16 protein-coding genes are annotated in these 18,696 nt (G+C 67.7%); 5 read left to right on the forward strand and 11 right to left on the reverse strand.

What is annotated here, in order from left to right; all coding sequences use genetic code 11:
• Positions 1 to 2: 2 nt before the first annotated feature.
• From lldR to BCL79_RS02540, 5 genes are all read right to left on the reverse strand, one after another.
• On the reverse strand, positions 3 to 767 hold the full coding sequence (gene lldR / locus BCL79_RS02520; RefSeq protein WP_121041082.1) for a transcriptional regulator LldR: 765 nt from the start codon (positions 765 to 767) through the stop codon (positions 3 to 5).
• 67 nt (positions 768 to 834) lie between these two features.
• Positions 835 to 2,493 (reverse strand): L-lactate permease, encoded by a 1,659-nt coding sequence (lldP, locus tag BCL79_RS02525; protein WP_121037032.1) that lies wholly within the window; start codon positions 2,491 to 2,493, stop codon positions 835 to 837.
• A gap of 185 nt (positions 2,494 to 2,678) precedes the next feature.
• On the reverse strand, positions 2,679 to 3,113 hold the full coding sequence (locus BCL79_RS02530) for a VOC family protein (protein WP_121037034.1): 435 nt from the start codon (positions 3,111 to 3,113) through the stop codon (positions 2,679 to 2,681).
• A complete protein-coding gene (locus BCL79_RS02535) occupies positions 3,110 to 3,568 on the reverse strand; it encodes an MgtC/SapB family protein (RefSeq protein ID WP_121037036.1) in 459 nt (152 codons plus the stop codon). The genes BCL79_RS02530 and BCL79_RS02535 overlap by 4 nt, the downstream gene beginning before the upstream one ends.
• 99 nt (positions 3,569 to 3,667) lie before the next feature.
• Positions 3,668 to 4,426: an SDR family NAD(P)-dependent oxidoreductase gene (locus BCL79_RS02540; protein ID WP_121037038.1), complete on the reverse strand. Its 759-nt coding sequence runs from the start codon at positions 4,424 to 4,426 to the stop codon at positions 3,668 to 3,670.
• 208 nt (positions 4,427 to 4,634) lie between these two features.
• Here BCL79_RS02540 and BCL79_RS02545 point away from each other — a divergent pair, with 208 nt between their 5' ends.
• Positions 4,635 to 5,729, forward strand: a complete 1,095-nt coding sequence (locus BCL79_RS02545; protein ID WP_121037040.1) for an alkene reductase — start codon at positions 4,635 to 4,637, stop codon at positions 5,727 to 5,729.
• Between the two features lie 11 nt (positions 5,730 to 5,740).
• Here the strand turns inward: BCL79_RS02545 and BCL79_RS02550 are convergent, their stop codons facing one another.
• From BCL79_RS02550 to BCL79_RS02565, 4 genes are all read right to left on the reverse strand, one after another.
• Complete coding sequence (locus tag BCL79_RS02550) at positions 5,741 to 7,612, reverse strand: hypothetical protein (RefSeq protein WP_147433837.1); 1,872 nt, start codon at positions 7,610 to 7,612, stop codon at positions 5,741 to 5,743.
• Positions 7,613 to 7,737: 125 nt separating this feature from the next.
• Entirely contained in the window at positions 7,738 to 9,633 is a 1,896-nt protein-coding gene (locus tag BCL79_RS02555; protein WP_121037044.1) for a CocE/NonD family hydrolase, read from the reverse strand.
• A gap of 98 nt (positions 9,634 to 9,731) precedes the next feature.
• Positions 9,732 to 10,127 (reverse strand): hypothetical protein, encoded by a 396-nt coding sequence (locus BCL79_RS02560; protein ID WP_121037046.1) that lies wholly within the window; start codon positions 10,125 to 10,127, stop codon positions 9,732 to 9,734.
• Entirely contained in the window at positions 10,124 to 11,479 is a 1,356-nt protein-coding gene (locus BCL79_RS02565; RefSeq protein WP_121037048.1) for an MFS transporter, read from the reverse strand. Before BCL79_RS02565 ends, BCL79_RS02560 begins: the two co-directional genes overlap by 4 nt.
• Positions 11,480 to 11,585: 106 nt before the next feature.
• Between BCL79_RS02565 and BCL79_RS02570 the strand changes: the two genes are divergently transcribed.
• Complete coding sequence (locus BCL79_RS02570) at positions 11,586 to 12,482, forward strand: LysR family transcriptional regulator (RefSeq protein ID WP_121037050.1); 897 nt, start codon at positions 11,586 to 11,588, stop codon at positions 12,480 to 12,482.
• A gap of 38 nt (positions 12,483 to 12,520) precedes the next feature.
• Here the strand turns inward: BCL79_RS02570 and BCL79_RS02575 are convergent, their stop codons facing one another.
• A complete protein-coding gene (locus BCL79_RS02575) occupies positions 12,521 to 15,340 on the reverse strand; it encodes a beta-glucosidase (protein WP_121037052.1) in 2,820 nt (939 codons plus the stop codon).
• 268 nt (positions 15,341 to 15,608) lie between these two features.
• Positions 15,609 to 16,052: a winged helix-turn-helix transcriptional regulator gene (locus tag BCL79_RS02580; RefSeq protein ID WP_121037054.1), complete on the reverse strand. Its 444-nt coding sequence runs from the start codon at positions 16,050 to 16,052 to the stop codon at positions 15,609 to 15,611.
• A 74-nt stretch (positions 16,053 to 16,126) separates the two neighbouring features.
• Here BCL79_RS02580 and BCL79_RS02585 point away from each other — a divergent pair, with 74 nt between their 5' ends.
• The 3 genes from BCL79_RS02585 to imuA all read left to right on the forward strand — a co-directional run bounded on the left by BCL79_RS02585 (position 16,127) and on the right by imuA (position 18,694).
• Entirely contained in the window at positions 16,127 to 17,464 is a 1,338-nt protein-coding gene (locus tag BCL79_RS02585; RefSeq protein WP_121037056.1) for an MFS transporter, read from the forward strand.
• Positions 17,386 to 17,820 (forward strand): VOC family protein, encoded by a 435-nt coding sequence (locus BCL79_RS02590; RefSeq protein WP_070425312.1) that lies wholly within the window; start codon positions 17,386 to 17,388, stop codon positions 17,818 to 17,820. Before BCL79_RS02585 ends, BCL79_RS02590 begins: the two co-directional genes overlap by 79 nt.
• A 256-nt stretch (positions 17,821 to 18,076) precedes the next feature.
• Positions 18,077 to 18,694: a translesion DNA synthesis-associated protein ImuA gene (gene imuA, locus BCL79_RS02595; RefSeq protein ID WP_088433373.1), complete on the forward strand. Its 618-nt coding sequence runs from the start codon at positions 18,077 to 18,079 to the stop codon at positions 18,692 to 18,694.
• Positions 18,695 to 18,696 lie beyond the last annotated feature (2 nt).

Below are 18,696 nucleotides of genomic sequence, written 5' to 3' on the forward strand. Positions count from 1 at the left end.
GGTCAACCGTGGGAAGAAGGAAGCCGCGACGCACGTGCGCGCCGGGCTTCGTTGTCGTCGAGCGTGCGCAGGGAGGTGTGCACGAATTCCAGGTGCGCGTGCGCGGCGGCACGCGCGCGTTCCGGGTCGCCGGAGAGCACCCCATCCATCATCTCGCGGTGCTGGACCGACAGCGGCTCAAAGGTGCGGGCCGAGGTATAGAGCTTCTCGCGGCTCTGCGAGATATTGGTCTGCAGCAGGTCGAACAGGCCGCGCATGACCTGCAGCAGCACCAGGTTGTGCGAGGCCTCGGCGATGGCCAGGTGGAAGGCCGCATCGGCCTGTGCCTCGCCGGCCGGATCGTCCTTGCCGTGCGCGGCCATCATGGTATCGAAGGCCTGGCGGATCTTGGCGCGGTCTTCGTCGGTGGCGCGCAATGCCGCATGCCAGGCGGTCGCCCCTTCCAGCGCGTGGCGGATCTCCAGCACATCGAAGCGGTATTCCGGGTCCCCCTGGAACAGCGGCAGGTACGGCATCAACGGCTCATCGATGGTCTGCCGGGCCCGGGCCGCCGGCTCGCTCACGTAGGTGCCGCCGCCGACCCGCGCGCTCAGCAGGCCCTGGCTGGCCAGCTGCGCAATCGCTTCGCGCAGCGCCGTGCGCGACACCCCCAGCTGCACCGCCAGCGGTCGCTCGGCCGGCAGCCGGTCGCCCGGCTGCAGGTTCTGCTCACGGATCAGGCCACGCAGCTGCGCGGCCACCTTGTCGGACAGGCGTTCGTTCTTCATGCCGCCATTGTCGCCCGCGTGGCGGGCGATGGGGTCGATGCCGGTGGCCGGAATGCCGCGCATGGGCTCAGGGAATCATCCAGGTCAGCCAGTAGGCCTGGACCGTGGTGATGATGCCGACCATCACGGTGAAGATCAGGCTGTGCTTGACCGTGAAGCGGAACAGGTCCGATTCCTTGCCGGCCAGGCCGACCGCCGCGCAGGCGATGGCGATCGACTGCGGCGAGATCATCTTGCCGGTTACCCCGCCAGTGGTATTGGCCGCGACCAGCAGCACCTCGGACACACCGATCTGCTGTGCCGTGGTGGCCTGCAGCGCCGAGAACAGCGCGTTGGACGAGGTGTCCGAACCGGTCAGGAACACGCCCAGCCAGCCCAGGAACGGCGAGAAGAAGGTGAAGGCCTTGCCGGTGTGTGCCAGGGCCAGCGCCAACGTTGCCGACAACCCCGAGTAGTTGGCGATGAAGGCGAACGCCAGCACCATGCCGATGGAATAGATCGGCACTTTCAGCTCGTTGGCGGTTTCGCCGAAGGTGCGCAGCGCCGCGGCCGGGCGCATCTTCAGCAGCACGATCGCGATGACCGCGCCCAGCATGATCGCCGTGCCGGTCGCCGAGACCGCATCGAACCTGTAGACCGCCTCGTACCCGGTGGGCACCGGCACGATCGGCGGCATCTTCTGTACCAGTTGATCCAGCGACGGCACCGGGATCTTCAGCACCCAGTGCTCCAGCGCGCCGCCGGCGGCGAACAGTGCCTTGAACGGCGCGATGCTCCAGATCGTGACCATCGCGGTCAGGATCAGGAACGGCGACCACGCCTTGACGATCTGGCCGGTGGAATAGCGCGGGGCCTCCAGTGCCTGGGCGGTGGCTTCAGCGCTGGTCTCGGTATCGAAGCGGAAGATCCGCACGGGCCTCCACCTGCGCAGGAACAGGGTCAGGCAGACCAGCGACGTCAGCGAAGCGGTGATGTCCGGCAGCTCCGGGCCGATGAAATTGGAGGTCAGGTACTGCGCGATCGCGAAGGAACCGCCGGCCACCAGCACCGCCGGCCAGGTTTCCTTGACCCCGCGCCAGCCATCCATGATCGCCATGATCCAGAACAGCACGATGAGGGTCAGGAACGGCAGCTGGCGCCCGGCCATTTGTCCGATCTCGAACGGATCCAGACCGGTCACCTGCCCGGCCACGATGATCGGAATGCCCATCGCGCCGAACGCCACCGGCGCGGTGTTGACGATCAGGCACAGGCCGGCCGCATACAGCGGCTTGAAGCCCAACCCGACCAGCAGCGCGGCGGTGATCGCCACTGGCGCACCGAAGCCGGCCGCCCCTTCCAGGAACGCGCCGAACGCGAACCCGACCATCAGCATCTGCAGGCGCTGGTCTTCGGTCACCGACAGGATCGAGGCGCGGATGATGTCGAACTGGCCGGTCTTGACCGAGACCTTGTACAGGAACACCGCGCCCAGAATGATCCAGGCAATCGGCCACAGGCCATAGACGAAGCCATACCCGGCCGCCGCGAACGCCTGCGACAGCGGCATCCGGTAGAACAGCAGGGCCACTGCCAACGCGATCGCTACGGTGATCGTGCCGGCCAGCCACCCCTTCATGCGCAGCACAGCCAGGGCGACGAAGAAGAAGGCGATCGGCAGCAGCGCGATCAGGCTGGACAGCCAGAGGTTGCCAGCGGGGTCATACAGTTGTTGCCAGGCCTGCATCGGCGGATCTCATCAAGACGGACAGGGGCCCGCGCGGTCAGCACCGCACGAGCCAAGAACGTTCAACGATGAGCATTGGTAGTACCAATACTCATGGAAGTCGTTGAAACTGCCCGCATTGAAACGCCAAACGCAAGGCGAGCCTATTAGACCATAGGTCTAGGCCCGCCTATTGGTATTACCATTTAACAGCCGCAGTCGTTGGAGCGGCCTTTGAGCTCGACCGAGTTGCCATCGGGATCGCGCAGGCGCAGCGACAGACCGTCGCCCTCCGCGCCGTAGTTGCGCTCGGCCGGTCCACTCAGCGCCACCTTCAGCCCCTGCAGATGCGCGCGCACCTGTTCGGCGTCGAACGGCTCCACGCGCAGGCAGACATGCTCGACATTGCGCCCTTCCCGCCCAGGTGCTGCGCCACCTTCGCGCCCCAGCGGGCCGTCGACACTGATCAGATCGATCAGCGATTCGCCGGCATGCAGATGCACCATGCCCAGCGAGGGCCGCTCGCGGGCAACCGTGCAGCCCAGCACGTCGCAGTAAAAGCGTACCGCGCGTGGCAGATCCTGCACGCGCAGCACCACATGGTCGATGCGCTGGATCTCGAAGGGACGTTCGCTGCTCATGACGACTCCAGTTTCTTAGCGATACGGCTGAACACCACCAGCACGATCAGGCACAACACGCTCACTCCGACAGCGATCACGTACTCGCCGATGCCGACCGCGATACCGATCGCTGCGGCCATGATCAGTGAGCTGGCCGTGGTCAGGCCGCTGACCTGATCGTCGCGCGAACCGCGCAGGATCGTACCGGCGGCGACAAAGCCGACGCAGGCCACCACTGCTTCGATCAGACGGACCGGATCGACCTGCAGCAGGTCGCGGTAGCGCTCTTCCTGGAAGTGCTCGGCAATGCTGTCACCGAGCCCGACAATGAGGGCGGCGGCACCGGCGATCAGCATGTGCGTGCGCAGCCCAGCCGCATGCTTGCCCATCTCCCGCTCGATGCCGAGCGTGGCGCCGAGCAGCATTGCCACGGCGATCCGCAGCAGGATTGATAGATCTTGTTCCAGTCCCATCTGCACCTCTCATCCAGCAATGGACGGAGCGTCGCAGACAAGGGCGTCTGAGCACCGTGAAGCCAGCGGCAGGCCCGGGTGAGCCTGCCGCTGCAAGGCTTACTGCGCCAGATAACCGCCATCGATGGCGTAGTACGTGCCGGTGGCAAAGCTGGCGTCCGCACTGGCCAACCAGGCCACCAGCGCAGCGACTTCCTCCGGGGTGCCGAGCCGGCCGAGCGCGTGCTTGCTCTCCAGCGCCTGCTTCACCTTCGGGTCCATCTTGTCCAGCAACGGCGTGGCGATGAACCCGGGGCCCACCGCATTGATGCGGATCTTGTCCGCGGCGTGCTCCCACGCCGCCGTCTGGGTCAGACCGACGACCCCATGCTTGGCCGCGACATAGGCCGCGGAGTTGTTGAAACCGACCTGGCCGAGGATGGAGGCCATGTTGATGATGCTGCCGCCCTTGCCCGCGCTGCGCATCGCCTGGATCTGCGCCCGCTGGCACAGGAACACGCTGTTGAGATTGACGTCGATGACGTTCTTCCAGCCCTCCACCGGGTAGTCGCCGCTGGCCGCCGACGGCCCGCCGATACCGGCGTTGTTCACCGCGATATCCAGCCCGCCGAGTTCCTCGACGGTCTGCTTCACGGCCGCTTCAACGGCGTGCTCGTCGGTGACGTTCAAGGCGATGCCGATCGACTTCACGCCTTTCTTCCGCAGCGTCTCGGCGGTTTTCTCGACGGCGTCGGCCTTGAGATCCCACACCGCTACCGCTGCACCGGAATCGGCCAGCAGCTCAGCCACGGCCAGGCCGATGCCGGAGACGCCGCCGGTGACGATGGCGACCTTTCCCTTGAGTTGATAATCAATCATCGCGTTGTTCCTCGGGTTGGAATAAGGCTGCGGGCAGTGCCTGCCCATGCCTGGACCATACGCCGCGAAAACGTTACAGAACGTGCACAGGATGCTTCGCAACAATCCTTCCCATCACTGCAACGCACCTGGGCCTATGCTCGGGGTCGTACGCCCACATCCCTTCTTTCATCCGCCGATGGCGGTCGCCCTCCCCCAAGGTAAACCCATGACAGACTCCAATGACGGCCAGTTGTTCTCCCCCACCCGCCTGGGGGCCATCGACGTCGCCAACCGCGTCGCAATGGCACCGCTGACCCGCAACCGCGCGATCAACGACCGCATCCCCAATCCGCTCGCCATCCAGTACTACGAGCAGCGCGCCAGCGCCGGCCTGATCATCGCCGAGGCCACCCAGATCAGCCCGATGGGCCAGGGCTATCTCGACACACCCGGCATCTACAGCCAAGCCCAGATCGACGCCTGGAAGAAGGTCACCGATGCGGTGCATGCACGCGGCGGCAAGATCGTGCTGCAGCTGTGGCATGTCGGCCGCATCTCGCACACCAGCCTGCTGCCCGAGGGCGAGGTCCCGGTAGCACCGAGTGCCTTGCGTGCCAACACCAAAACGTTCACGGCCAAGGGCTTTGAAGATGTCTCCGAACCACGTGCCCTGCGCCTGGACGAAATTCCCGGCCTGATCCAGGACTTCCGCCAGGCCGCGCGCAACGCGATCACCGCCGGTTTTGACGGCGTGGAAGTGCATGCCGCCAACGGCTACCTGATCGACCAGTTCCTGCGCGATGGCAGCAACCACCGCACCGACGGCTACGGTGGTAGCATCGAGAACCGCACCCGCCTGCTCGATGAAGTGGTCCGCGCGATCGTCTCGGAAATCGGCGCCGAACGCACCGGTGTGCGCCTGTCGCCGGTGACACCGGCCAACGACGCGGAGGATTCCAACCCGCAGCCCTTGTTCGAACGCGCCGTGGAGCGCCTGGATGCCATCGGCCCGCTGGCCTTCATCCATGTGATCGAAGGGGCGACCGGTGGCCCACGCGACAACATCGCCTTCGACTACGCCGCCCTGCGCGCCAAATTCAAGGGAGCCTGGATCGCCAACAACGGCTATGACCAGGCACGCGCGGAAGCGGCCGTGGCGTCGGGCTACGCGGACATGATCGCGTTCGGCCGCCCCTTCATCGCCAACCCGGATCTGGTCGAGCGCTTCCGTCTCGGCGTAGCGCTGTCCGAGCTGGACCAGGACACGCTGTACGGCGGCGGTGCGCACGGCTACACCGACTACCCCAGCGTTTCAGGCTGATCCGCGCGCGGTTACCGGTCGCGCATCGCATCGGTCACATCGCCGCCGGCAAGCACCGGCAGCAGCGCCCGGGGCAGCTTGCAGGGGCGCGTGGGCACACTGTCCACGCGCCACCCGCGCCCGAGCAGGACGCCCTTCCCCTTCGAGGGCGGGCCATTGCCGGGTGCCGGACAGCTGATGTCACTGAGCAGCACCTGTCCGTCGCGATCCAGCCATTGCTGGACGAAGTATTCGCCATCGGCAAAGCGCATCGTGCCGAGATTCACCAGCGTCAGCGGCTGGCTTTCCACATCCCCTTGCCAGGTGGACTGCAGTTCCACACCACTGAACAGCAGGCGTCGCCGCAGCAGCACCTGATGGCTGGCGTCCAGCAGGACCAGCTCTTCATCGCCCCCGTCCAGATAGCGGCGCGTCCAGGTGCGATCCGTGCCCCAGGGCAGGATATCGAAGCTCTCCGGCGGCGCCGGTTCGCTGCCATCGGCCAGCATCATGCCGAGTTTCCCGTCCCGGCGGAACACCACCCGGCCACCGTCCATGCGCACCACACCTTCGAACGGACGACCCACGATGCGGCCACGCTCGAGGTTGTACAGGTGGTTGACGCCGGCGGCCTCCCCCCGGAGCACCAGCAACGGCGGGGTGACGTGGCGTTCGTCGATGGCCATGTCGGCAGGCACCGTGTAGGCCGTGCGTCCATCCCACCACAGGCGCGGTGAGGATTCGCCGCCGACCCTTCCAAGCAATCCAGTGCCGACGGCGTCGAACCGGGTCACGTCTGAAGGCGCGAACACGACCTCGCCATTGCAGTCCAGCACCGCTGCGGTCTCGGTCTCGGTGGGATGCCGCACGCGCCACGGCGGTGCCTGCCGTTGTTCGGCATCGGGCTCGTCGAGCACCGCTGCCAGCGCGGCCGGGGCGGCGGTGGGCGAGTTGGCGCCCTCGTTGTCCAGCACCTGCCAGCGGCCACCGCAGTAATCCAGGCGGACGTTGCCACGCTGTGCGGCAAAGTGTCCGTCGGCCATCAGCCTGCCGGGCTCGGGCGTGTCGTCGGCGCTGCCGGTGGCATGCCGGTTGACCTGCTCGGGCCAGTCGCGCCGGCCCGCAGTGCCGCCATACTGGCGATAACGGGGATACAGACCATCCTGCTGGTAGCGCGCACTGTCCGTCGCCCTGCCCTGTGCATCCACCCGCCGCCACAGCTCGCCTTGGCGCAGCCACCAGCCACCGTCGGGGACCGGCAGCAGCGCGTCGATGTCATCGGAAAACAGCGTCGTACCGGATTCATCCCGCACGTCGCAGTGCTCAGGCACCTGGACACTGCACGCAACATATACGTGGCGACCGGCGAAGGGCCCGGCCACCCACTGGACCTGGCGCTCGTCCAGTTCCATGACGGCGCGCCCGTGCAGGTCATGGAAGCGCAGCGGACCACTGCGGGCGTTCCACAGCACGCGATCGGGTATCGCCAATGGCACCCATTCGCCATCCTTCAGCGCTGGAAAACGAACCTGACCCAGCGCATCCACCACGGCCCGGCCACCGACCGCCTCACCATCGGCCTGGATGAACGCCTCCCACAACGGATCACCGGGTGCGGCCTGCGGCAGCACGAACCGTTCGTGGTACTCGGTATAACCGCGATCCTCACGCAGCAGTCGTCCTGCATCGTCGTACCACTGCTGCGGCGTGGTGGGGCCCTGCGCACGCATCCAGCGGTCGGCGGACAGCCGATGCATGCGCGCGCCATTGGGCGGCACCAGCAGGCGGCCATCCAGGGACACCAGCGCCTCGGCGCCGAAACTGTTGCCCAGTGCGGTGAACGACTGCGCCTGCGCGCCGCCTGCCAGCCAGACCAGCGCGCCTACCACGAACATCCTTTTCATCGGTCGCATCAGACAAAGTGGAGCTGCACGCTAGCGCCTGTCCCTTGGCGATGCAATGTGCCCGGCACCCCCCCCCCGCGCGCAGCATTCATGGCCGCGGCGTGGCACCGGGAACGCGCTTGCGCTCAGTACACCGGCAATGAAATGAAACTGGCCTGCTGCGGCGCGTGCCAGATCTGCTGCGTCGCCTTCTGGTAATCGCCCGGTTTGGCCAGGTAGATGTTCGGCACGAACGTCTGCGGATTGCGGTCATACAGCGGGAACAGGCTCGACTGCACCTGCACCATGACCCGATGACCCGGCTGGAACACATGGTTCGCGGTCGGCAGACCGAATTTATAGTCCAGCACCTGATTGCTCGCGATCGCCTTCGGATCGCTGAAGCTCTCGCGGTACCGGCCACGGAAGATCGCCATCGAGACCGACAGCTCGTAGCCGCCCATCTCCGGCGTCGACGGCGTCTGGTCCGGATACACATCGATCAGCTTCACCACCCAGTCGCTGTCGCTGCCACTCGTGGCTGCCTGCAGATTGACCTGCGGCGCACCGCCGATCCGCAACGGTTCGGTCAAGGGCTCACTGACGAAGGTGAGCACGTCCGGCCGGCCATCCACGAAGCGCTGATCCTTCACCAGCCAGCTCGTCCACATATCCCGATCAGCGAACCGCACCGGGCGCGGCACGAACGGCACCGGCTTGGCCGGATCGGACACATAGGCCTCGAACGTCGCCTCACCCGCCTGCGGCGCTTCGAAGGACAGCTTGCCGCCCGCGCGCAGATACAGCGGCCTGGACTGCGCCACGCTACGCGGCCATTGCTGCAGTTTGTCCCAGTGGTTTTCACCGGTGTTGTAGATCAGCACCGGCGGCGTCTGCGCCGTGGGCGCGCCATCCACCAGGTACTGATCGAAGAACGGCTTGAGCACATCGCGGCGGAACTGCAGCGCGGTGTCCCCGTCGAACTTCAAGGCGCCCAGGCTGCTGCCGTCGTAGTTGACCTGGCTGTGCCGCCACGGCCCCATCACCAGATAGTTCAGCGTGTTGCCGGTGTCACGCGGCTCCATCGCCGCGTAGCTGTGCACCGCGCCCCACATGTCTTCCTGGTCCCACAGGCCCTGCAGCCACATCGTGGGCACCTTCAGCTCCGTCTTGGCCATGCACGCGTCCAGCGCCTGTTCCTGCCAGAACGCGTCGTAGCTGGGGTGTTCGATCAGCTTGTGCCACCACGGCAACTGATCCAGGCCATTGGCCTTGGCGTAGTCCCCGGCCGAGCCGGCGCGAAGGAAGGTCGTGTAGTCGTCGTAGCCCACGCTGGGAATGGACGGCCCCTTGCCGCGCTTGGCCAGCTGGCCGGTGAAATAGCCGAAATTGACCTGCCGGAACGCACCGTAGTTGAGCCAGTCATCGCCCATCCAGCCATCGATCATCGGGCTCTGCGGCGCAGCCACCTTCAGTGCCGGATGCGGGTTGGTCAGCGCCATCACCACGGTGAAGCCCTCATAGGACGAACCCAGCATGCCGACCTTCCCATTGCTTTCGGGTACATGCTTGATCAGCCAATCGATGGTGTCCCACGCGTCGGTCGCGTGGTCCACCTTCGTGGTGTTGAGCGGCCCGCGCAGCGGCCGGGTCATCACGTAATCGCCCTCGGAGCCGTACTTGCCGCGGATGTCCTGGAACACCCGGATGTACCCGCCATCGACGAACACCTCGTCGCCCTGCGGCAGGATGTCGCGCATGTTCGGCGAATCCATGCGCTTGGCACGGTTGGCGGCATCGTAAGGCGTACGGGTCAGCAGGATCGGCGCGTGCCTGGCGCCCTTGGGCACCACGATCACCGTGTAGAGTTTCGTCCCATCGCGCATCGGCACCATCACCACGCGCTTGTCGTAGTTGTCCTGCGCCGTGGGCGTCACGAAGCCCTTGGCGGGGATGTCCGGGGTCATCGGCGAGGTCTGCGCCGACACACTGGCGGCAACCATCAGACTCAACAGCGCAACTGGCACTACACGCACACGCATGGGGCTCTCCCGGCAGTGATGGCAACTCCCGCAGCCTAGCGCCGCGCGGCCTGCGCCGGTAGATGCCGATCGGCCTGTTCCGTGGCCATTTCGCGCATTCAGCCGCCAACCACCGTTTCGTGCAAAGCCTGCCAGCGCAGCGTGCCGTCCGGGCGGCTCACGAGAACCGCCAAGGCCTCACGTCGATGGCCGGTGCCCTCCGCGCCGATCTGATCCTCGCGATAGCGCACCGCGCAGGCGGCGGGCGCGAGCGGCAGGTACTGCATTGCATCGACCGTGATCTGCAGCCCGGGCCGGCTGCCATGGGCGGAGGCGAAGAGGTCGGCGAGCGCGGGCTTGTCCAGGCGGATGCCACGGATCCCGACCATGCTGAAGTCCTCGCTGAAACGGGCCAGCAGCGTGTCCAGCGCAGCCACCGGCGAGCGGCCGGTGAACCAGTCTTCGATCAGCACATGCAGGTCATGGATCTCGTTGAAGGCAAGCGTGTCATTCATGGGGAGGCTCTCAAGGCAAGGGAAGACGCCGGCAGGCGCCATAGCAGAAGCATCGGCAGCAGGCTCATGCCCGCCGCCAGCATCAGGGTGAGCGGGAACGCGTGCGCTGGCAGCACGGAGGACAGCACTGCCAGCACACAGGCCAACAGCGCGGCGGCCAGACAGAAGCTGAGTTGGCGGTTGAGATTCCACAGCGCACTGCCCGGCAGCAGCTCCGCGTCCGCCAGTGTCTGGAACGCGAGCGTCTGTGCGCTGCTGCTGCACAGGCTCCCGCCCAGCCCCATCAGCGCGAAGGCCAGTACCGGCAACCACGGCTGACTGGCCGGTAGGCCGATCAACAACGCGATGCCGACCGCCTGGCCTCCCATGCCAGCCGTCAACAGCGGGCGCGCCCCGATGCGTGGCAGCCAGTGCCGTGTGGTGGCGATGGCGCAGGCCGAGGCGATCGCCCACGGCAGCATGAAACCCCCGATCGCTGCGGCCCCGTAGCCCTGGCGATGCAGCAGCAGCGTGGCCACCAGTTGGGTGCCGATGAACGTACCGGGCACCAGCAGATAGATCAGCATCGCCAGCCGCAGCGAGGCATGCCGCAGCAGCGACCACTGCAGGACCGGATGATCCGTAAGGCGCGCACTGCGGGCATACAACGCCAGCACCAGGGTGGCGACCACGAGCAGGCCCGCGCCGAGCATCCGCTGCCCCGGCTCTGCCAACAGGCTCAGCGCCACCAGCAACACGCTCAGGCCCACGGAGCCCAGCAGCAGACCGCGCCGATCCAGCGCCGGCACCGCCAGCGGTGCACCCGGACGCACCCATGCGGCCGCCAGCGCCAAGGCCACCATGGCCAGCGGCACACTGACCAGCAACACGCCGCGCCATGAGCCCCACTCCACCAGCAGGCCGCCCAGCGTGGGCGACAGCGCCGGCACCAGCAGTGCCACCGCCATGATGCGGGCGGTCAGACGCGCGCGGTCGGCCGGCGGGCATTCGCGGTAGGCCATCGCCTGCCCCACCGGAATCAACAGCCCGCCACCCAGCCCCTGCAGCAGGCGCCAGCCGATCAGCCACTCGATGCTCGGCGCGGTGCCTGCCAGCACAGCGCCCGCGGTGAACAGGACCAGCGAGAGGCACAGCACCCTGCGCTCGCCGAGGCGCGCGGCCAGCCAGCTGCCCAGTGGAATCACCAGGGTCAGGCCGAGCATGTAGGCGTTGCCGATCCACGCCAGCTGCGGCACGGAGGCCTGCAGGTCGGCGGCGATGGCCGGATACGCGACGGTACCGATGAACATGTTCACCAGGTCCAGCGAGAATCCCAGCAGGTACAGCGTTTCCACCCTGGCCCGGTATGTCATGCGGCGCTCCAATTGCGAGGCGGCAGCATGCGCGTTGGCGGTGGCTGGATATACGGGCAACCGGATGCCAGACTGTCAAACCTTTTTTGACAGTCAGAGCGCCGCCATGGTCAGCCTGGACCGCTTCGAGACCTTCAAGGCGATTGTCGATGCCGGCAGCCTGACCGCGGCCGCGCAGCGCCTCGGCCAGAGCCGCGCGGTGGTGAGTTTCAATCTCAAGCGACTGGAGCAGGAACTCGGCGTGACCCTGCTGGTGCGCAATACCCGCAGCCTGGCACTGACCGAGGCCGGCGAACGCTTCTACCAGCACTGCACCGCCCTGTTGGCGACTGCCGAGCTGGCGATCGAGGAGGCACGCAGCGAACAGCTGCAACTGCGTGGCACGCTGCGGCTGACCACCACGCCGGAGTACGCGATCGCCCGGGTCGTGCCGGTGCTGGAGTCGTTCCGTGCCCTGCATCCCGAGCTGCGCCTGCACCTGTCCACCTCACCGGCGCCGGCGGACCTGATTCCCGAGCGGTTCGATCTGGCGATCCGGTTGGGGCGGCTGCAGGACTCGCAGCTGCGCGCGACTCTGCTGGACGAACACGCGCTGTGCGCGGTCGCCGCGCCGTCGTTGTTGTCCATGCTGCCGGATGATGCCGCGCGCGATGATCCGGACTGGGTCCGTACGCTGCCACGATTGGGGTATCCGCGCCTGGCGGATCTGCCGCTGGTGGCGCCGGATGGCAGCGACCAGCTGTTTGCCTGCAACCCCGCCCATGCGGTGGTCACAGTTGATAACGCCTCCACCCTGCGCGCATTCGCGCTGGCCGGGGCCGGCGCGACGGTATTGCCGCAGTGGTTGATCGATGACGATCTGGCGCAGGGCCGGCTGCTGCCGATCCTGCGCCGTCATCGTTTCCCGCGCCAGGGCGTCTATGCGGTGTATCCCAACACCGCCCAGCCCTCGCGACGGGTCCGGCTGCTGCTGGCGCACCTGCGCGAGCACCTGCCGGGGTGACCGGGGGCACGACCCACGGTCGTGCCCCGCCCGTCAGCTCAGCGGACGACCTGCTCGGCCAGCTCCAGCGGCACGCGCTGCACCGGTGCATTGGCCGCGCGCGAGAGCTGTACTTCGTACTGCCCACCGGCGATCTTCCACTGCTTGGCAGCGGTATCGAAGCTGGCCAGCGTCTTCGGCTCGGCTTCGATGCGGATACGGCGGCTTTCGCCCGGCTGCAGCGTCACCTTCTGGAAGCCGATCAGGCGGATCGGCGTGGTGCTGCCCTGAGGCAGCTGCAGGTACAGCTGCGGCACGTCCGCACCGGCGACCTTGCCGGTGTTGCGCACGTCCACGCTGGCGACCACACGCTGGCCTTCCACCACCACCTGCAGGTTGTCGTAGCCGAAGCTGGTGTAGGACAGGCCATGGCCGAACGCATACTGCGGGGTCAGGCCCTTGGCGGCGAACCACTTGTAGCCGACGTTGGCACCTTCGATGTCGTAGTCGATGGTGTCATCCGGCTTGTTCTTCGGATTGAAGCCCAGGCCGTTGACGTGCGGGCGCGGCAGCTGGCTGACATCGGTCGGCCACGTCACCGGCAGACGACCGGACGGATTGACCTTGCCGGTCAGCAGCGCGGCGATGCCTTCACCGCCCCGGATGCCCGGGTACCAGGCCTGCAGGATGGCCGGCACCTGCTGCAGCCACGGCAGCTCGACCGGGCCATTGGTTTCCAGCACCACCACGGTCTTCGGGTTGGCCTTGGCCACCCCGGCGATCAGCTTGTCCTGGTTGTCCGGCAGCTGCATGTGCGGCAGATCGACCGATTCGGCCGACCACTGCGTGGCGAACACGATGGCCACATCGGCGGCAGCGGCAGCGCGCGCGGCGGCAGCCACATCGCGGCCATCCACGTAATCGATGCGGGCATCCGGACGCTCGGCGCGCAGCGCTTCCAGCGGCGAGGACGGGTGGAAGATCACCGGGCCCGGCCAGGTCGTCGGCATCACACCCGGCACCGCATTGGTGCCCCGCGCGGTCCAGCCCACCATCGAGGAACCGCCGCCACCGATCACGCCCTTGTCGGCATGGCCACCGATGATGACGATGCGCTGCACGTCCTTGCCCAGCGGCAGCAGGTCATCGGCATTGCGCAGCAGCACGCTGCCTTCTTCGACGGTGCGCTGCGCGGCGTGGAAGCCGGCCTCGTCGTCGATCGGCTCATGCACCGGCGGCAGATCGAAATTGCCGTGCGCGAACATGGTGCGCAGGATGCGGCTCACCATGTCGTCCAGGCGCGCCTGCGGCACCACGCCACCGGCCACGGCCAGGCGCAGCGGCTCGTCGAAATAGACCGCCTTGTCGAACACTTCACCGGCCGACTGCTGGTCCAGGCCGGCCAGCGCCGCCTTGGAGCCGCTGTGCACGCCACCCCAATCGGACATCACGAAACCGGGGAACTTCCATTCCTGCTTGAGCACCTCGTTCATGAGGTAATCGTGTTCGCAGCCGTAGGTGCCGTTGATGCGGTTGTACGAGCACATCGCCGAACCGGGCTTGCCGATGTCCATGGCGATCTCGAAGGCCAGCAGGTCCGATTCGCGCATCGCCTGCTCGCCGATCTCGGCGCTGTGGAAATTGCGCGAGGTCTCCATGTCGTTGAGCGCGAAGTGCTTCATCGTGGAGATGACATGCTGGCTCTGCACGCCGCGGATCGACTCACCGACCAGCACACCGGCCAGCAGGGGATCTTCACCGGCGTATTCGAAGTTGCGGCCATTGCGCGGATCGCGCTGCAGGTTGACGCTGCCGGCCAACAGGATGTTGAAGCGCTGCTGCCAGGCTTCGCGACCCATGGTGGCACCGCCAGCGAAGGCGATATCCGGGTTCCAGCTGGAGGCCGTGGACGGGCCGGACGGCATCGCGGTGGCGTGGTCGCCCTTGCGCAGGCCGCCCGGATTGGTCACGCCGACACCGGCATCGGCCGACTGCTGCGCCGGAATGCCCAGGCGCGGCACGCCCGGCACGAAACCGGCCGAACCGACCGCGCCTTCCGGCAGCGGACCGCCATCCTTGCCCAGCCCGAAGTAGCTGTGCAGCATCTGGAACTTCTCATCCACGGTCATCTGCGCGACCAGCGCCTTGGCACGGGCATCGGCGTTCAGGCCGGTGTCCATCCACGGCGTGTCGCCACCGACCGGCGCGGCATACCCCAGGGTCAGCAGCGTGGCGGCGGTGGTGCCCTTCTTGCCGTCATGGGTGCGCAGCTTGATCGCCGCCGACGTGGCGGACTGGAAGCCATCGCTGAAGTAGCTTTCATTGGCTTCCAGCGCGACGCGCGACGGATCGAAGCCTGCGGTGGTGGCTGCATCGGCACTGACCGCGCCCAGCAGCACGGCCGGCGCGCCCAGGCGCGAACCGGTGACCAGCGGGGGCAGTGCCGCCGCATCGGCGGCGCTGGTGTACAGCGCGACCACGTGGCGGCCATCGTTGAGGCGCAGGTAATTCAGCGACGGCTGCTCGGTGCCCGATTCGGCCTCGATCGGCAGGCGCGTGAGCACGACGCTGCCGGTCTGCTGCGCGGCGGCCGGATCGGCGGTCACGAAACGATAGTGATAACCCAGCGCATCGGCCAGGCCCTGCAGCGGATCCACGCGGTCGGCGCGGCGCTCCACGTTGCGCACGGTCACTGCATCGACCTGCAGCTGCTCCAGCTGCGCGGCGACCACGGCGGCGTCCAGCTCACCCGGGGTCTGTTCCAGGGTCAGCACGGTGAACGCGTCGGTGGCGGCGGCCGGGGCAGCAGCCCAGGCGGAAGCGCTCAGCGAGAGCGCGATGGCGGCCGTCAGGGCCAGGGGCTTTGAAATCGTTTTCATGAGCGGACGAAACACCTTTGCTTGCGCAATAAATCCAGGGAGTCTTGCCGCAGAAGGGTGCAGCGCCATGTCGGCGGGAACCACGCGCGGGCGCGCGGAACCGTTTACAACGCAAGGCGATGACGACTACGTCCAGGCCCCTCCGCCCGTCGTGACAGCCGCACCACCCGGGAGCCCGTGACCAGCGCCCCACCCCGGAAGAGTGGGCGAGCGTGTTCATGCCTGTCAACAGGATGCTTACATTTGAGACACCGCAACCCGCGCGAAATCAGGGCGACAGCGGCTTCATCACCCGGGTGTCGGCGCCCTCAACCACCTGCCCACGCTGGTCGCGCGGCTGCATCGGGGCCAAGGGCTGCCCATCGCTGTCGGCCTGCAGCACCGAGCGCGGCTCGCCGGGTGCGAACAGGAAGGCCTCGCCCCATTGGCGCAGCGCCACCACCAGCGGGAACAGCGCGCGACCGCGCTCGGTGAGCACATATTCCTGATAGCTGCGGCCTTCGCCCAGCGGCTGCTGCGCCAGCACGTCCGCTTCCAGCAAGGCCTGCAGGCGCTGGCTCAGCATGCTGCGCGACATTCCCAGGCGGCGCTGGAAATCGCTGAAGCGGCGCACCCCGTCGAAAGCTTCGCGCACGATCAGCAGCGACCAGCGGTCACCGACCAGATCCAGCGCGCGCCCCACCGGGCAGGGGGTAGTGGCATCGGTTGTCATGAGCGGCCTCCTTTCTAGGTTTCATTTTAGAACCACATACCCCAGAATCAACTGGTTCTATTTTGAGACTACATATGGCGATCATCGCCCGACCCCCTGCCTCCCGCCTCCCCTCCGCCCTGCTGATGCTGTTCGCCTGCGCCGCCGGTTTGAGCGTGGCCAATGTCTATTACGCCCAGCCCTTGCTGGACGCGCTGGCCGCCGATCTCCAGATCAGCACCTCCCGCATCGGCGCGGTGATCGCCGCCACCCAGCTGGGGTCGGTGGCGGCGCTGCTATGGGTGGTGCCACTGGGTGACCGCGTGGACCGCCGCCGCCTGATGGCGATCCAGACCGGTGGCCTGGTGCTGGCCCTGCTGGCCGTCGCGCTGGCCGCGCAGGCCTGGAGCCTGCTGCTGGGCATGCTGGCGGTGGGCCTGCTCGGCACCGCGATGACCCAGGGGCTGATCGCCTATGCCGCCGCCGCTGCAGGCGGGCACGAGCGCGGCCGCGTGGTCGGCGCCGCACAGGCGGGCGTGGTGGTCGGGTTGTTGTTGGCACGCGTCGTGGCCGGCGCGGTGGCCGATCTGGGCGGATGGCGGGCGGTGTACCTGCTCTCGGCGGCGCTGATGGTGGTGACGGGCGCGCTGTTGTGGGCGCGTCTGCCACGGCTGCCGGTGGCGACGCCACCCACCGCACGCACCGGGTTGATCGCCTTGCTGCGGCAACAGCCGGTGCTGCGCCAGCGCGGCGTGCTGGGCCTGCTGCTGTTCACCGTGTTCGGCCTGTTCTGGAGCAGCATGAGCCTGCCGCTGGGCGCGCCGCCGTATGCGCTCACGCACACCGCCATCGGTGCCTTCGCGCTGGTCGGGCTGCTCGGTGCATTGGCGGCGGCACGCAGTGGGCACTGGAGTGACCGGGGCCATGCCGGGCGGGTGACCACCGGCGCCCTGGGGCTGATGCTGCTGAGCTGGCTGCCGATCGCCGCGATGCCCCACCACCTGGGCTGGCTGGTGCTCGGCGTGCTGCTGCTGGATATGGCAGTGCAGGCGCTGCACGTGACCAACCAGAGCCGGATTCTGGCCGCAGCCCCGCATGCGCAGGCGCAGGTGATCGCCGCCTACATGCTGTTCTACGCGGCCGGCAGTGGGCTGGGGGCGCTGGCCGGCAGTGCGTTGTATGCCGCGTTCGGCTGGCCCGGGGTCTGCACGGCGGGTGCCGGTGTGTCGCTGCTGGCGTTGCTGGCCTGGTGGGCGATGCCGGGTTATCACGCCATCACCGGTGGTCATGAGGCCTGCCCGGTTCCAGGCGGATCGCGGCTCGATAATGAGCGCTCACGTCCCGGAGCCGCCGCATGCCCCCACACCGCCACTTCGATCAACTCTGGCGCGACCGCAACGACACCTCCCGGCAACGCAGCCCGCGGGTGCTGATCCGGGTGTTCGTCGGCCCGGGCGAACTGGAAGCACGGGTGGCGTTCTACGAGCAGTTGCAGGGCGTGGTCGCCGATGCGGGCTTTCCGTTCCCCGAGGCCGGCCTGCGCCTGGCGATGGTCGGGGCGTTCCTGCTGATCGAGGGCGCGCCGGACAAGCTGGCCCCGTTCACCTCCACCACCGGCACGCTGCTGGTGGATGACGTGCAGCCCTATTACGACCGGCTGGTGGCGGCCGGGGCGCAGATCATCTTTCCACTGCAGGTCGTGCCCACCGGGGCGGCTTTCAACGCCGTGCATCCGGACGGCACCGTGGTCGAGTACGTGCACCACCGGCCCGATCCGCAGGGGCGCTGAGTAGATCCACGCCATGCGTGGATGCCCTCCATCACGCGCGTGGCCATCCCATCTGGCGCGCTGCCATTCCGCTCTCCTGAAGCATTCATCACCCCCAACGGGTTGGGAATCCGGCCGCCGAATTCGTTAGCATTTTTACTAATTGCGGGTAGGATTGTCGGTCTCAGCCTTTGACACGCGTGCTGCCGATACTCGCCGCCATGCCCTTGTTTCCTGCCCGTTTCCACCTGCTCCAGCCCTGCCGGGAGGCCCGCTGATGGGCGCCGTGCTGGCCCTGGACCGGCTGCTGGAAACCCGCCGGGTCTGGCGGGGGCAGCCGCGTGCGGCCTTCCCGGAGGTGGCCCCGCACCCGACCGGCCACCCGGCGCTGGATGCCCGCCTGCCGGGCGGTGGCTGGCCGCCCTCGGCGCTGTCGGAGGTGCTGCTGGCCTCGCCCGGGGTCGGTGAGCTGGCCCTGGTCTGGCCGACGCTGGCGCGGTTGAGCCAGCAACAGCAGACCGTGGTGCTGATCGCCCCGCCGCACCTGCCGCATGCCCCGGCGTGGGCCCGCGCCGGGCTGGCGCTGAACCAGGTGCAGGTGGTCCAGGCCAGCCCGCGCGATGCGTTGTGGGCCGCCGAACAATGCCTGCGCTCGGCCGCGTGCGCGGCGGTGCTGTGCTGGCCGCAACAGGCCGATGACCGCGCGCTGCGCCGGCTGCAGGTGGCGGCCGAAACCGGCCAGTGCCTGGGGTTTTCCTTCCGCGATGCCCGGCACGCGCGCAACCCCTCCCCGGCCGCGCTGCGCCTGCAGCTCGACGATGGCCAGGTGCGTGTCCTCAAATGCCGTGGCGGGCTGGCACCGGCCCAGCCGTTGCCGCTGGCCGTGGCCCATTGAGC

Source organism: Stenotrophomonas rhizophila (genome assembly GCF_003651185.1).
GTDB classification, from domain to species: Bacteria; Pseudomonadota; Gammaproteobacteria; order Xanthomonadales; family Xanthomonadaceae; genus Stenotrophomonas; species Stenotrophomonas maltophilia_Z.